This is a genomic window from Gordonia sp. DT101 (genome assembly GCF_049844895.1).
Taxonomy (GTDB): Bacteria; Actinomycetota; Actinomycetes; order Mycobacteriales; family Mycobacteriaceae; genus Gordonia.
The window spans coordinates 287992-301739 of the sequence record NZ_JBNCLX010000003.1; the positions used below are offsets into that span (position 1 = coordinate 287992).

At 65.3% G+C, this 13748-nt stretch carries 15 protein-coding genes; 6 read left to right on the plus strand and 9 right to left on the minus strand.

What is annotated here, in order from left to right:
* Positions 1–85 precede the first annotated feature (85 nt).
* Complete coding sequence (greA, locus tag ACLQ3I_RS12650) at positions 86–580, plus strand: transcription elongation factor GreA (RefSeq protein WP_425788371.1); 495 nt, start codon at positions 86–88, stop codon at positions 578–580.
* 326 nt (positions 581–906) lie between these two features.
* On the opposite strand, the gene ACLQ3I_RS12655 is transcribed toward greA, so the two are convergent.
* From ACLQ3I_RS12655 to ACLQ3I_RS12685, 7 genes are all read right to left on the minus strand, one after another.
* The gene (locus ACLQ3I_RS12655; RefSeq protein WP_425802255.1) at positions 907–1419 is read right to left on the minus strand and encodes a HipA domain-containing protein; all 513 of its coding nucleotides are present in this window, start codon (positions 1417–1419) and stop codon (positions 907–909) included.
* Positions 1371–1754, minus strand: coding sequence for a HipA domain-containing protein (locus ACLQ3I_RS12660; RefSeq protein WP_425802258.1), 384 nt, complete (start codon positions 1752–1754; stop codon positions 1371–1373). Before ACLQ3I_RS12660 ends, ACLQ3I_RS12655 begins: the two co-directional genes overlap by 49 nt.
* On the minus strand, positions 1669–2175 hold the full coding sequence (locus ACLQ3I_RS12665; RefSeq protein WP_425802261.1) for a HipA N-terminal domain-containing protein: 507 nt from the start codon (positions 2173–2175) through the stop codon (positions 1669–1671). Before ACLQ3I_RS12665 ends, ACLQ3I_RS12660 begins: the two co-directional genes overlap by 86 nt.
* Positions 2172–2414 carry a helix-turn-helix domain-containing protein gene (locus ACLQ3I_RS12670; protein ID WP_425802263.1) on the minus strand — a complete coding sequence of 81 codons (243 nt, stop codon included), beginning with the start codon at positions 2412–2414 and terminating at the stop codon, positions 2172–2174. Before ACLQ3I_RS12670 ends, ACLQ3I_RS12665 begins: the two co-directional genes overlap by 4 nt.
* 146 nt (positions 2415–2560) lie before the next feature.
* Complete coding sequence (locus ACLQ3I_RS12675; protein WP_425802266.1) at positions 2561–2917, minus strand: hypothetical protein; 357 nt, start codon at positions 2915–2917, stop codon at positions 2561–2563.
* Positions 2918–3075: 158 nt separating this feature from the next.
* On the minus strand, positions 3076–4200 hold the full coding sequence (locus ACLQ3I_RS12680) for a nitronate monooxygenase (protein WP_425788380.1): 1125 nt from the start codon (positions 4198–4200) through the stop codon (positions 3076–3078).
* A gap of 140 nt (positions 4201–4340) precedes the next feature.
* Positions 4341–5219, minus strand: coding sequence for a hypothetical protein (locus ACLQ3I_RS12685; protein WP_425788382.1), 879 nt, complete (start codon positions 5217–5219; stop codon positions 4341–4343).
* A 125-nt stretch (positions 5220–5344) separates the two neighbouring features.
* Here ACLQ3I_RS12685 and ACLQ3I_RS12690 point away from each other — a divergent pair, with 125 nt between their 5' ends.
* Positions 5345–5665, plus strand: a complete 321-nt coding sequence (locus ACLQ3I_RS12690; RefSeq protein ID WP_425788384.1) for a hypothetical protein — start codon at positions 5345–5347, stop codon at positions 5663–5665.
* On the opposite strand, the gene ACLQ3I_RS12695 is transcribed toward ACLQ3I_RS12690, so the two are convergent.
* Entirely contained in the window at positions 5608–6453 is an 846-nt protein-coding gene (locus tag ACLQ3I_RS12695; protein WP_425788385.1) for a phosphatase PAP2 family protein, read from the minus strand. The two genes, ACLQ3I_RS12690 and ACLQ3I_RS12695, sit on opposite strands and share 58 nt — an antisense overlap.
* 94 nt (positions 6454–6547) lie before the next feature.
* Between ACLQ3I_RS12695 and ACLQ3I_RS12700 the strand changes: the two genes are divergently transcribed.
* From ACLQ3I_RS12700 to ACLQ3I_RS12710, 3 genes are read left to right on the plus strand one after another with little or no spacing between them, the layout of a single operon-like run.
* On the plus strand, positions 6548–7855 hold the full coding sequence (locus ACLQ3I_RS12700; RefSeq protein WP_425788387.1) for a hypothetical protein: 1308 nt from the start codon (positions 6548–6550) through the stop codon (positions 7853–7855).
* A gap of 56 nt (positions 7856–7911) precedes the next feature.
* Positions 7912–8907: an ATP-binding cassette domain-containing protein gene (locus ACLQ3I_RS12705; protein WP_425788389.1), complete on the plus strand. Its 996-nt coding sequence runs from the start codon at positions 7912–7914 to the stop codon at positions 8905–8907.
* Positions 8907–9746 carry an ABC transporter permease gene (locus ACLQ3I_RS12710; protein WP_425788391.1) on the plus strand — a complete coding sequence of 280 codons (840 nt, stop codon included), beginning with the start codon at positions 8907–8909 and terminating at the stop codon, positions 9744–9746. Before ACLQ3I_RS12705 ends, ACLQ3I_RS12710 begins: the two co-directional genes overlap by 1 nt.
* A 4-nt stretch (positions 9747–9750) precedes the next feature.
* Here the strand turns inward: ACLQ3I_RS12710 and ACLQ3I_RS12715 are convergent, their stop codons facing one another.
* Positions 9751–13032 (minus strand): BTAD domain-containing putative transcriptional regulator, encoded by a 3282-nt coding sequence (locus ACLQ3I_RS12715; RefSeq protein WP_425802268.1) that lies wholly within the window; start codon positions 13030–13032, stop codon positions 9751–9753.
* A gap of 60 nt (positions 13033–13092) precedes the next feature.
* On the opposite strand from ACLQ3I_RS12715, the gene ACLQ3I_RS12720 reads away from it, so the two are divergent.
* Positions 13093–13605, plus strand: a complete 513-nt coding sequence (locus tag ACLQ3I_RS12720) for an SRPBCC family protein (RefSeq protein WP_425788395.1) — start codon at positions 13093–13095, stop codon at positions 13603–13605.
* Positions 13606–13748: the final 143 nt, after the last annotated feature.

Here is a 13748-nt window from a genome sequence, read left to right on the forward strand (position 1 = left end):
GAGGGGTCGTGTTGCTGCATTTTGAGCAGTCCATATGCCCAGTTGAAGAATCCGCCTGGGCGCGGACAACACAAAGGAGTGACCGATGACCGACACACAGGTGACGTGGCTGACCCAGGAGTCGCATGACCGCCTCAAAGGCGAACTGGATTCACTGATCGCCAACCGACCGGTCATTGCTGCGGAGATCAACGAGCGTCGCGAAGAGGGCGACCTCAAGGAGAACGGCGGCTACCACGCGGCCCGCGAAGAGCAGGGTCAGCAGGAAGCGCGTATCCGCCAGCTCCAGGAGTTGCTGAACACCGCGAAGGTGGGCGAAGCACCCACACAGTCGGGTGTCGCCCTGCCGGGTTCGGTGGTCAAGGTCTATTACGACGGCGACGAGAGCGACACCGAGACCTTCCTGATCGCCACCCGCGAGGAGAGTGCCGGGGACGGGTCGATCGAGACCTACTCCCCGAGCTCGCCGCTCGGCGCGGCACTGATCGATGCCAAGGTCGGCGAGACCCGTGAATACTCCGTGCCCAGCGGCGCGGTGATCAAGGTCACCCTCGTCAGCGCCGAGCCGTACCACAGCTGAGCCTCGTCGTTCGGACACTGATGTAGCGGTCGCTCTCGGAGGTTCCGAGTTCGGCCGCTACTCGGTGTCGGCCCCGAGTACAGTCGGTGGAGATTGCTCTGGACTCGAGGTCAGGGGGAAGGTCGAGGCGAGAACGTCCGCGGCACCTACAACAAGGTGCTACTCGCCCCGAAAACCCTGGGCCGAAATTCGATCAGGTGCATTGTCTCACCACCTACTTGCCGGGTATCGGCGTCGGCGACACCAAGTCCCAGGCGTCAGCTCGATTGGAAGAAGGCGCCGGACTACGGATTGCCCCTGGCACTGACGACCGGAGTCGTCATTATTCACCGGACCAACGGTAAAGCCGCAACGCTCGCAAGGACTTCGCCGGCGAACCTCGCAGTGTCCCGATCGGTATGTGCAAGTTCGTCTCTCGCGGCCTCGAACGCTCCGGTCACGTTGTTGCGGAGTGTGTTCACGAAGTCGAGCGCTCGATCGGCGCCGACCCGAAGTGCTGCGGCTGCTGCAAGACAGTGCTTCTGCCCGATCGCAGCGAACCTGTACTCGCCACCGATCTTCATCGCGGAGCACGTCGGGCCATTGGCCGTCCGATAGGGGGCGAAGGTGGCGAGGTCATACAGCGGCGCCAAGGTCACCGCGTTGCCGGACAGCATCACCACATAGTTCTTGATATGCGCGTCAGTACACTCCAGCACCGTATTGAACATCAAACCCTGATAGAACGCCCACGCTGCAGAGGTACGATCTCGGGGTCGACTCAGACCGCGAAAGAGTCTGGCGACGTCCGCTACGCCTGGTCCACCGTCCAGGCGCTGGTACTTCTTGGCTGGAGGCACAGCCAACGATTGTCCGAGATCTTCCTGATGCAATCGGCGCCACAACCGTCGACGTACTCGCGGTCGTAACGAGTAGCGACAAATGTCCGCACGCCGTCAAAAGAGTCCAGAGACGTGGATGCGACCGACAACCCCATCATCTCCGCCGCGCGCATCGTCATGTGTTCCACGATGTCGATGCGGCGGTAATCGCCCGCCACCGGTTTGAGAATGTGCGTCGTGGGCGTACCTCCGTCCGTAGTCGCCCAGTCACCATCGGATGTACGAAGGAGCGATCTTGGGTTGCGCCCCAGCAAGACTGAACTGCCCCACGTTCGCGGTCGCAGCTCGACCATCTCGGTATTCGTCGACGATGCCACGCAGCATCTCCCCTACCTGCTGGTCGGCGAGTTCGTGGTATACACCGCGCGGCAACGCATCCGTGGACGCGACCCCTTCGGGTAACAGTTGCAGTGCACCTGCGACGTCTGCACCGATATGCGACAGAATCGCGAACCCGTTGTTCGGACTCACGCCGAAGCGCCGTGCGAGTGATTGCCGCGCTGTTTCGTTGTCGGTGATGAGCCCGTCGAGAAATGGTGCGATCACGCGCTTCCGATGTTCGGATATGGCCAGGGGCATCGAGAGCGACAGGGGCGTCGCATCGCGTGTGTTCCGATACTCCTCGTCATAAACAAACCGCAGGTCCCCACGCGTCGTCTGGCGAACTTCCCCGCACCGGGCCCCGTCCATGTACACCTGCAGGATGTCGGTCATCGTTGCTCGCCTTGGGCGGCTGAGTCCATCACGACATCGAAGGCGGTTCCGAGCGCGGCGAACGCATCCATCACCAATGACATGTCGACCGATGGCTTGCCGTTCTCGAAGTTGACGAGCCATCGCTTCGAGACTCCGGCACGTTCCGCAAGGACGGCTTGGGAAAGCCCAGCCTCTTCACGGAGGTGTCGGAGGACGATGCCGGCTTCACGCGGTGTTCGAAACATCGTCGCCTCCAAGGTGCATGTTCGTGCACCCTACCAAAGGTGCACGAACATGCACAACCGTTGGAGCGCACGTGCGTGCACCTATCATCCCCTGAGTCGCTGAGCCCTTCAGTCGCCGCAACGTGACACACCCGATCGTTACATTGGCCGCCATGCAGTTACTTCTTTCGTCCGCACATGAGGACGGCGCCCAGTTCGATTCGCCGCACCGCGCGGACTGCCGAACCGCATTGCCCCTCCTCCACATCGACGTCGAGAGGTGGGAATACCCAGGTGCCCAAGGGATTCTCGAACAATGCAACACCGAAGCCCACCTCCGGCAACAACGAGTCCGGGCTCCGGCGGTCAACGGCTCCAGCTTGATCGCATCCATCCATCGCGGATCGGTCCATCCAGACGACCGCACTCCCGCCGACGAGTTCACCTTCCACCGTCGTGAGCGCGGCGCTCTCGTCGAGCGCGTCGAGGGCGTGTCCGCTGAGTTCGCCGAGGAGTTCGCGCTCATCGTCGTCCACCGTGGGATCCTGGCCGCGTACTGCGGACTCCACACCGGATCTTGTGCGCGATTCCGACGTCCCATGGCATCAGGCTGCCGCCCCGTTTCACGGAACTGGGCGGCAGCCTGATGTGACCTACCGGCGTTGTCCACCGATCATGGTGTGGTACAGCGACTTCAGGTCGCGTTCGCCAGGCTCTCCAGGCTGCCGGTTGCCTCGATGTACTCCTGCACCCAGCGCTCGATCACCGCGGCGGACTTCTCCACCTTCTGGAACTGACCGACAACCTGGCCAACCGGATTGAACGCGACGTCGATGCTCTCGTCGGGATGCTTGTGCGTTGCGGCAACGGCCATGCCGGAGACCATGTACTGCAACGGCATTCCCAGCGGCTCGGGATTGTTCGGGTCTTCCCACGCCTCGGTCCAATCGTTGCGGAGCATGCGGCACGGTTTGCCGGTGAACGATCGGCTGCGCACCGTGTCGCGACTGCCGGCGTTGACATAGGCGGCCTGTTGAACGGGGGTGTTCTCGGCCTCCTCGACCATCAACCACTGCGAGCCACTCCACGCGCCCTGCGCACCGAGCGCGAGGGCCGCTGCGACCTGCTGGCCGCTGCCGATGCCGCCCGCCGCAAGCACCGGACGCGGTGCAACCTCCTTGACGACCTGCGGCCAGAGCACGATGGAACCGACCTCGCCGCAATGACCGCCGCCTTCGCCGCCCTGCGCGATGATGATGTCCACGTCGGCGTCCGCATGCTTACGCGCCTGCTGGGGTGAACCACATAGCGCGGCCACCTTGCGGCCTGACGCGTGGATCTTCTCGATCATGTCGACGGGCGGTGTACCGAGAGCGTTGGCAATCAGCTTCACCTTCGGGTGCTGCAGGGCGATCTCCACCTGCGGGGTCGCAGTGGCCTCCGTCCAGCCGAGCAACTGAAGCGAGTTGTCGCCGTCCTCACCGAGGGGAACACCGTGATCGAGCAGCAGTTTGCGCCCGAAATCCAGCGTCTCGGCAGGCACCATGTCCTGGAGCATCTTCGTCAGGTCCTCGGTGGACATGTCGGCATCCATCCCCTCGTACTTGTTGGGGATGACGATGTCGACGCCGTAGGGCCGATCGCCGATGTGCTCGTCGATCCACTTCAGTTCGATCTCGAGTTGCTCGGGTGTGAACCCCACAGCACCGAGCACGCCGAAACCACCCGCCTTGCTGACGGCGACCACCACGTCTCGGCAATGGGTGAACGCAAAGATGGGGAACTCGATACCGAGCTCGTCACAGATCGGGGTGTGCAATTGGGGGCTCCTCAACGCCAGACAGAAAGATCGACAACAGCGGGCAGAACTAGAACATGTTCTACCCTGGATACTAGAAACGGCAGCAGAGAACAAGCGGCCGCCCGACTGATCGCGGATCTACGTTCCGCGTGACTTGGTCATGCGGCCGAGACAACCGAGAGCGAAGTGAGTGGCGCCAACTCGGGCCAGCCTGGTCTCACGTACTCGCGCTTGCTCGGAGGTAGCGCGTGCTCGCTCACCCGGACGGTGTCCGACTTCACCGCGGCGCCGAGTCGCTGCAGGAAGTTCACCACCGGGACGATGTCGTCGGAGGCCGGCAGATCGGCGTCCACGCGCACGGGGATGACGCACGATGACACGTCGGCGAGACTCGATGCGTCCCACGGATTCCGGAACCAGTGAGGCTCCGTCGTCGTCCGACTACGGGTCAGGATGTGCAAGATCACGGCGAGCGACGGTGACGGTTCGGAGTCCTCGCGGGTGCCTCGTTCATCCTCGTCCCGATCGTCGGCATAGGACCACCACAGGACACCGTCGACGTCCACCTCTTTCCACTCCAGCCGAAACGGATCCAGGTACGCACCGATCTGCGCGATCGGCTCCCCGAACAGAATGCATCCGGCGTAGGTCAGTCCGGTCAGATGAGTGGTATCGCGGGATTCCACCGCCACCGAACGCACTGCGGTGACCGACGACGGCAGCAACCACGTCGGCGTGAACTCCGCAACCACATCTGCGGCGATACACGCGTGCGCCCGCGCGTCGGCGAGACGGGGAAGGTCCTCCTGATATTCCTCCAGGTCCTCGACGAGCTCGTCGTGGAATTCAGGACGCAGGTCCAGCAGCACCCCGTCGTCGATGATCGTCGAAAGCTGATCGACCCGCGCTCGAATGCGGCCGATCTGTTGGGTCTCGTCGTCGATCCTCCGTCGATATCCGTGGGCGAGCTCCGCCCGGATGCGAGCCACATTCTGGGGCGTCCACAAGGGTTCTGGTTTCCGATGGCGTCGTCCCATGGCCAGGAACAGTAAACCCGTTCGACGCCGGCACCGAAGATTCATCCACAGGCCACAAAAGCATCCACAGCCAACCCACAGCAACGCCTCAGACCGTCTCCAACCTGCGGCATCATCCTTGGATCATGAGAAAGAGCACACGTACCCCCACCGTTCCCCTGATCGTCCTCGACGACGACCCCGCTGTCCTGGACTACGCCCGCGCGCTGTTCCGTCGCGACATCCCGCTGGGTGTCGTCAGCAGCCAGTACTCGGCCGCCGTGCCGTTCATGCTCGGCAACAACGGCCACACGGCCGCCCTCGTCGCCGACGTCGATGATCCGGATCAGCTGGCCGAGGCCATCGTCCTCGTCGAGCGTCGCCTCGGCCGCGTGACCTCGGTCATCCGCTACGCGACGGATCTGCCCGACACCGCCGATCTGCGCGCGACCGCATCGGCGGCCTGACGCCACGGCATGTACACGATTGCCATCGACACGGCGATCACCGCGACGATCGCGATCACGTCCAGCGCATAGTGATTGGCCGTCCCGATCACCACGAAGGCGGTGCTGATCGGGTAGAGCACCCCGAGCACGCGCACCCACGTTCGGCGCGCGTACATCGCGATCATCACGCCACACCAGATCGCCCACCCACAATGCAGCGACGGCATCGCAGCGAACTGATTCGTCACCGACTCCGGCCCGGGTGAGCCGGAACCTTCCCACCAGCCCCACGACGCCGTCTGAGCCATGATGTCGACATAACCCGGGTACATCCGCGGAGGCGCGGTCGGGATCAGGAAGAAGCCGGCCAGCGCGATGAGGGTTGTCAGCGCCAACACGAGCGAGGCCCGTCGATAGCTCTCGCGTCGCCGCCAGAACAGCCAGACGAACACGCCGATCGTGATCCACCAGTGCAGCGTGTGATAGTGCAGCGCACTGAGATCGGCCACCCAGCCATTGACATGCACCCAGCGATTGAGCGCCGGCTCGAAGGCGATGTGCAGGTGTTGCTCGATCTGCGCGATCGATCGTCCGTTGCCGAACGCACGGTCGACGTCCTTGCCGCCGATGTTGCGAACCCGCGAATAGGCCGAGTAGATCCCCCAAATGAGGAGGATCTCCACCCACCATCGCGGCTGCGCCAGATATGCCATCACGCCGGCCAACCGCGCACGCGTGGCCGCCGACACTCGGGCAACACGCGTGTGCCCCTGATGAGGCGGCTGATCCCGCCATGCAATGGCCATACGTCCCCCACCGGATTAAATTCGGAACGACGTGGTTGATACGTTCAACTAAGTGTTCACTCCACAGTAGACCGGGGGCAATCGAATGGTCATCGTGGGTTTACGGAAGCACCCACAGGTGCGGCGGCATCACGTCGAGGCCGTGGCGTACCTCGTGTTCGGCGCCGGAGCGTACTTCCTGTTCCGGATCTCGGGCCTCGATGCCCACATCACCTGGGCGCATTCGGCCGTCATCGGTTACGGCGTCGCCGCTCTCATCTCGATCGCTCCGCTGCCGGCCGGTACCCGACGCGGTCGCCTCGCCCGCATGGCCGCGGTCACCGGCGCCCTCGTCGTGCCGTTCGTCATGCTGCTCAACGGCCATCACCAGATGCAGGACGAGATCGGTGTCATCTCGCGGTCCGGCAATTTGCTGATCACCAGCGGAATCCCGTACGTCCACCACGCCACCGACCTTGCGGACATCAACCCCTACCTCCCGGTGATGGCCCTGTTCGGCATCCCCGCAGCCCTCATCGCACGCACCGGCATCGATCCGCAGAGCGCGTGGAATGTCGTCGGGGATCCGCGGATCTGGTGTGCGGCGATTGCGATCGGTGGCGTGTGGGGGTCGATGCGTGTGCTCCACGCGCGGTCGGGATGGGCGACCAATGCCGCAATCCTGCTGGTCGCATCGCCGACGATCGCCCTGGAGATGTGCGCGAGCGGTGTCGACCTCCCGCTCGCCGGTTTCCTCCTCCTGGGACTAGCACTCGCCGCCACCCGTCGTCCCGCGCTGGGAGCGGTCTTCATCGCCGCCGCCTTCGCAATCAAATGGGTGGCACTGCTCAGCCTGCCGATCATCCTGGCGCTGTTGATCACCCGCTACGGCCGCGCCGTCGCAGCGCGATTCGTCGCGTTCTTCGTGGCCGCATCGGCGGTCTTCGTCATCCCGGCCGTTCTGTCCCTGTCGGACACGATCGCCCAGGTCGTCGAGTTCCCCACCGGCCATGGCAGTACCCCGACACCTGCGCGTAGCCCCATGCCCGGGGTGCTCCTCGCATCACTCGGCCCGGCGGGCCGAGTCATCGACATGGCACTGCTGGCGGTGTGTGCCGCGGTGTTGTCGATCTGCCTGGTCCGTCGACCGCCGGCCACCTTCGCCGCCGCAGCCACCTTCATCGGCGCGGGTTTCTCGTGCTTCTTCCTGCTCGCGCCGGTCGGCCGGTTCGGCTACCTGTTGATCCCGATGTTGCTGTTCGGCCTCGCCTACATCGCTCACCGCGCCGAACCCACCCTCGCCGAACCCCCGCGCGTCGAACCCACCCCCGCCGAACTCCGCTCTCCCGAACCGCCGCGCGTCGAACTGAACCGTGCCCCACATTCACCGCGACCCACGTCAGCGGCCGTCCAGCCGCTGTAACCGCCGCGCAAGCCGGTGTAAGACCCACGACAGAGGCACCGGGCACTCTCGGCGGCATGACAACAACCACCTCCGCCGGCCTGGCGATCGATGCGCATGGGCTGGTCAAACACTTCGGATCGACCCGCGCCGTCAACGGCGTGGATCTGGCCGTCCCCACCGGTTCGGTGTACGGCGTGCTCGGACCGAACGGGGCCGGGAAGACCACCACGGTGAGCATGCTCGCCACACTGCTGCGTCCCGATGCGGGCCACGCGACCGTCTTTGGCTATGACGTCGTCGACGACGCCGTCGCGGTCCGTTCCCTCGTCGGCGTCACGGGGCAGTACGCCTCGGTCGACGAGGACCTCACCGCGACACAGAACCTCGTCCTGTTCGGCCGGCTGCTGGGGCTGTCGCGACCCGCGGCGCGCTCCCGGGCCGACGAACTGCTCGAGGAGTTCTCACTCACCGAGGCCGCCGATCGGCCGCTGAAGAACTTCTCCGGCGGCATGCGGCGACGCCTCGATCTGGCGGCAAGCCTCATCGACACCCCGCCGCTGCTGTTCCTCGACGAGCCCACGACCGGCCTCGACCCACGTACCCGGGCTCAGATGTGGGACACCATCCGCAACCTCGTGAAGCAGGGCGCGACCGTCTTGCTCACCACCCAGTACCTCGATGAGGCCGACCAACTCGCCGACCGTATCGCCGTCATCGATCACGGGATCGTGGTCGCCGACGGAACCGCCGACGAACTCAAGCAGTCGGTCGGTGCCAGCACGCTGCAACTCGTCCCGGTGAACCGGACGGACGCACAGCAAGTGTGCCAGATCGTCGAGTCCGTACTCGGCGAGACCGCGACCCTGAGCCCCGAGGCCGCCCGCGTCTCCGTCGGCCTGCAGAAGCCGGATCTGGTGCCGGACGTCCTGATCGCCCTGCGCGAGAACCAGATCGCCATCGATGAGATCAACGTCCAGAAGCCGAGTCTCGACGAGGTCTTCCTCACCATCACCGGCCGGCCTGCCGACGATCAGACCGACACCGACACCATCAAGGAGGAGGTGGCCTGATGACCACCACAACCATCGACCGCGGCCCGTCATCGACCGCGATCACCACCAAAGACGCTCGGCCCGTGGCCAAACGGTCGGTCGGCCTCGCCGAGACCGTCCGACAGTCCTTCTCGATGGCCTACCGAGGCGTGTTGAAGATCCGGCACAACCCGGAACAGCTGTTCGACGTGACGCTGCAACCGATCATCTTCACCCTGATGTTCACCTACATCTTCGGTGGCGCGATCAGCGGGAACATCAGCTCCTACCTGCCGGTCATCATTCCCGGCATCATGGTGCAGACGGTGATCACCACGTCGATCGTGACCGGCACCCAGTTGCGCGAGGACATGGACAAGGGTGTGTTCGACCGATTCCGGTCACTGCCCATCGCCCGGATCAGTCCGCTGGCGGGCGCGTTGCTCGCCGACATGATCCGCTATTTCATCGCGACGACGCTGACCATCGTCATGGGCTTGATCATGGGGTGGCGACCTGACGTCTGGGGAACGATCGGGGCCGCGGCGCTGGTGATCGTGTGCAGCTTTGCGGTCTCGTGGATCTTCGCCCTGATGGGCTGCATCATGAGCAAGGCCTCTGCGGTACAGGGCATCTCGATGCTGATCCTGTTTCCGCTGACCTTCATGTCGAATGCTTTTGTCCCGGTCGACACGATGCCCGGCTGGCTGCAGGCGTTCGTCAAGATCAATCCGATCAGCCAACTGGTGTCCGCCGTACGTGAACTCACCGCCAACGGGCACATCGGAATCCACGTCGTGTACGCGCTCATCGGCGCCGTGGTGGTCACCGGGATCTTCGCGCCGCTGGCCGTGCGTGCCTACATGCGAAACGCGTGAGAATTCACGCCTGAGTGCTGGTGCGCGACGCCAGGCGGGTTCGGACCTCGTCCACCGCCTGGCGTCGCGACCGTTTTGCTGCTTCCTCGACCAGGGAATCCCATTGCGCGGTGGGCAGCCCGCAGATCTCCGCCATCCCGACATAGATGTGATGAAGCGACGGATAGTCCTGCCGGGCGCCCAATCGCCGGGACAGCGCGAGAAGCCACGCGCCGTCCTCGTCGCGGCCGTCGGTCTCGCATATCAGGTACCCGGCGGCCATCGCCATCGCACCCGCCTGCGGCTGGTCCTGCCAGCCGGCCAGTCCGAACGTATCGTTGATACCGTCGGCCAGCAAGGTCAGGAACTCTTCTGCCCGCGCCAGATCCCCCGCCCGCACGATGCCGGCCACGGCTGCGCTGATGAGCATCACCATGCCCGGGTCCTGCGCACCCAGCGGATGATTGGATTTGATGAGATCGGCAGCACGCCAGAAGATCTCACCTGCGGAATCGACATGACCACGGGCAAATTCCAGTTCGGCGTAGCCGAGCATCATCGCGCCGATGACCTCAGGATTGCCCTGCGGATTGGGGTCGTCGGGTGTCCATCCCTCGGCCGCCACGAGCAATTCGCGCTCAGCCTCGTCGAGTCGCCCCAGCGCGACCAGGGTCACCACCAGATAGCACCGGGTCTGCAACTCGTCGTCGCGTGAACCGAGACGGACGAGATTGATGATGGCGCTGCGGTAATGACCGACCGCCCGGTCCCACTGAGCCTGTTGTCCGTGCAAACTGCCGATGGTCACTTGGGCCATCCCGGACATCCAGGCGTTGTCGTGCCGCCGCGCGATCTCGCGCAGCAGGAAGCCGTCCGCCAGCGCCCGATCGAGGTCGCCGAAGTTCTCCCGGGTGTTCATCCGGATCGACAGCGCGGCCGTTCGCACCTGCTCGTCGACCGCACGCGTCCCACGCGAGATGTACCGCATCGCGGCCTGCGGGGTTCGGCACAACACACAGGCCGATATCAGCTCCGTCGGTTCGTCGAAGGTCCGTTCAGGTCGGTGCATCATGCGGATGTGGTGGCGTCCGGTGGCCACCCCCCGGAAGTCCTGTTGCATCGCCAGGTGCCCCATCGAGACGAGCACGGTGAACTGCCAGCGGCGCCGCATGGCATCGGAGAGAACCGAGGGCGGCTTCGGCAGGACCGCGAGAAGTCTTGCACCCCAGGACATAATCTCGCCATGCAGGCCGCGGACCATCCAGAAGGCGCTCAACACCGGGAAGACCGTGACGACAGTGTCCACAGCGCCGGGCTCGCCGGTCTCGCCGGCCGTCGTGGCGCAGCGACGCAACACCCAGACCAGATTTTCGACATCCGCGGCGATCCAGGTGAACAACCGATCGTCCACGGCGATCTCGTACTTCGCCTCGGCCACCTCGGCGAATTCACGCGCCCAGTGGCCCATGGCGCGGTCGACGTCGTCCGACTCCGTCGGATCGTCGGAGGCGGTCAGCATCTGTTCACCGAATTCCCGGACCATCTCCAGCATCCGATACCGGATGTGGCCGTCGGTCTCGGTCACGGTGAGCAATGACTGATTCACCAACGCCTCGAGAGTGTCGGCGAGCCGGAATCCGCTCTGTCCGACCACGACCGACGCGGCATCGGTGGTGAATCCGGCCGGGAAGCGACACAGTCGGCGCATCGCCGTCCGTGCGTCTGCCTCGAGCAGATCCCAACTCCATTCGATGACCGCGTACAGGGTGCGATGACGATCGGGGGCTGTTCGATCGGTGCCCCGCAAGAGCGCGAAACGCTCCTCGAGTCGCCTCGAAATCTCGGCAACGGTCATGGCGCGAACCCGGGCGGCGGCGAGCTCGATGGCCAACGGCAGTCCGTCGAGGTGCCGGCAGAGTTCGGCGATCGCGGCCCGCGGCAGTTGCGCGTCGGGCCGGATCGCCCGCGCCCGCCGCTCGAAGAGTTCGACCGCCGAACCGTGCACTCCCACATCGAGAACCGGCAGCAGATAGATGCGCTCGGCGGCGAGCATGAGGGGCGAGCGACTGGTGGTCAGGATGGACAGCTGAGGCTCGGCCGCCAAGAGGTCCGCGGCCACGCGCGCACACCGTTCGATGACCTGTTCACAGTTGTCGAGGATGATGACCGCGCGTTGCCCACGCACAGCGTCGACCAGGCGGTCGGCGAGGTCGCCGACCGCCATCCGGGGTCGCGCGCCGCTGCCGATATCGGTCTCGCCGACCCCGAGGGATGCGGCGATCGATGCCACGACGTCGTCCTCGTTGCGGACCGGCGCCAGCGGGACGTAGAACACCGGCCTCCCCGACTGCGCCAGCGCGTCACCCACCCGGTGTGCGACGCGGGTCTTGCCCACACCGCCGGGGCCCTGGATGGTCACCAACCGGTGGTCGTCGAATGAGCCGACGATGGCAGCGATGTCGTCATCGCGGCCGATGAGGTCCGACGCCTCCACCATGAGCCCGACCGTCCGGCCGCGTTTGACCACCGGTGGCGGAGCCGGTTCATCGGATCTCACCGTCGAAGATTGCGAACCATTCTCCGTCGCAAGGAGTTCGGCATTGACGGCAACGGCTTGTGGCCCCGGGTCCACGCCGAGCTGTTCGGACAGGGACCGGCGCAGGCGCGCGAACACCGACAGCGCGTCGGCGGTCCGCCCCTCGCCGGCCAGTGCACGCATCAGGTCGACGTGCGCCGACTCGTCCAACGGGTCTGCCCGACAACGCCTGTCGGCGATCTCCCGGGCCGTCGAGAAGTCACCCGCGGCCAACGCCGTCCCGACGCGCCGCTGGTCGAGGGCGTCTCGCTGCCGCTCCGCCCGCGTCCGCACGTCGGCATCGAGGCCGAAGGAACCGTCGTCGTCCAGATCGTCGCCGGGCACACCGCGCCACCAATGCGTCGCCGCATCGAGCGCCCCGGGGCTGCCATCGTCGATGAGGTCGTCGACGATCTCCAGATCGGTGCGGCACCCGACCAGGCGATAGCCGTTGCCGACACCTTCGAGGCGGCCGGGGCCGAGCAGTGGGCGCAGGCGCGACACCTGGGTGTGCAGGGCGGGCATCGGCGAACGCGGTGGATCATCGCCCCAGACGTCGGAGATCAGGCGCTCGGCCGAACGGGTCCGCCCGTCCGCCAGCGCGAGCGAGGCGAGCAGGCGGCGGGCACGCACCCCGGGGACGGCCACCAGGCCATCCGGCTCGACGCACCCTCGCCCCACGGCGACCGGCCCCAGCAGGCCGATCACGGTGATGTTCTCGGACGCGGACACCCAGTCAGGTTAGCGCCACACAGCGCAACCCGATCAGTCCCTACGTGTATGAATGGAACCATGGCGCGCAGTTACCCTCTCGAGGCCATCGACCTCGACTTCTTCGAGTCCGCACCGATCACCTACCGCATGGACGTGAACCTGCCCGTGACGCCACAGCGCGCGTGGGCCGAGTTCACCCGGCAGAACACGCTCGACTGGTGTCGCGCAATCAAATCCATCGAGTTCACGTCGCCGCCGCCGTATGGCGTCGACACCACCCGCAAGGCCTCGCTGGGGGTGGCCGGGCTGTCGGAACACTTCTTCGTCTGGGATGAGGACGAGACCGCGGGCGAGTACCGGAACGCCTTCTACGCCGTCTCCGCGTCGACGCCGGGACTCAAGCGGTTCGGCGAGCTCACCGAGGTGCGCGCGGCCGAGGTCGGTTGCCGGCTCGTCTGGTCCTTTGCCCTCGAGCTCTCCACCTCGGCCAAGGCGGTCACCGCGTTCTCGGGTCCCACCGCATCGACCGTGTTCAAAACGGTCGAAACCGACACCGTGCGGCATTTCGCGAAGCTGATGCCCCAGTCCTGACCGACGGTCACCGTAGCCCCGTCGTCGAGAGCAACCGGTTCCTCGCTGAGAGCAACCTGTTTCCCGCCGACAGCACCGTGTTTGCCGCCGACGGCTTCCCCGACGCGCTGTGACGTGTTGCTGTCGGCGGAATCGTGGTTGCT

What these genes read in the sequence shown, in the direction of transcription:
- ACLQ3I_RS12705 (WP_425788389.1), top strand. Translation starts at nt 7,912, where the DNA reads ATGACAACAACCACCTCCGCCGGCCTGGCGATCGATGCGCATGGGCTG.
- ACLQ3I_RS12665 (WP_425802261.1), bottom strand. Translation starts at nt 2,175, where the DNA reads ATGACCGACATCCTGCAGGTGTACATGGACGGGGCCCGGTGCGGGGAA.
- ACLQ3I_RS12685 (WP_425788382.1), bottom strand. Translation starts at nt 5,219, where the DNA reads ATGGGACGACGCCATCGGAAACCAGAACCCTTGTGGACGCCCCAGAAT.
- ACLQ3I_RS12720 (WP_425788395.1), top strand. Translation starts at nt 13,093, where the DNA reads ATGGCGCGCAGTTACCCTCTCGAGGCCATCGACCTCGACTTCTTCGAG.
- ACLQ3I_RS12710 (WP_425788391.1), top strand. Translation starts at nt 8,907, where the DNA reads ATGACCACCACAACCATCGACCGCGGCCCGTCATCGACCGCGATCACC.
- ACLQ3I_RS12690 (WP_425788384.1), top strand. Translation starts at nt 5,345, where the DNA reads ATGAGAAAGAGCACACGTACCCCCACCGTTCCCCTGATCGTCCTCGAC.
- ACLQ3I_RS12695 (WP_425788385.1), bottom strand. Translation starts at nt 6,453, where the DNA reads ATGGCCATTGCATGGCGGGATCAGCCGCCTCATCAGGGGCACACGCGT.
- greA (WP_425788371.1), top strand. Translation starts at nt 86, where the DNA reads ATGACCGACACACAGGTGACGTGGCTGACCCAGGAGTCGCATGACCGC.
- ACLQ3I_RS12660 (WP_425802258.1), bottom strand. Translation starts at nt 1,754, where the DNA reads ATGGTCGAGCTGCGACCGCGAACGTGGGGCAGTTCAGTCTTGCTGGGG.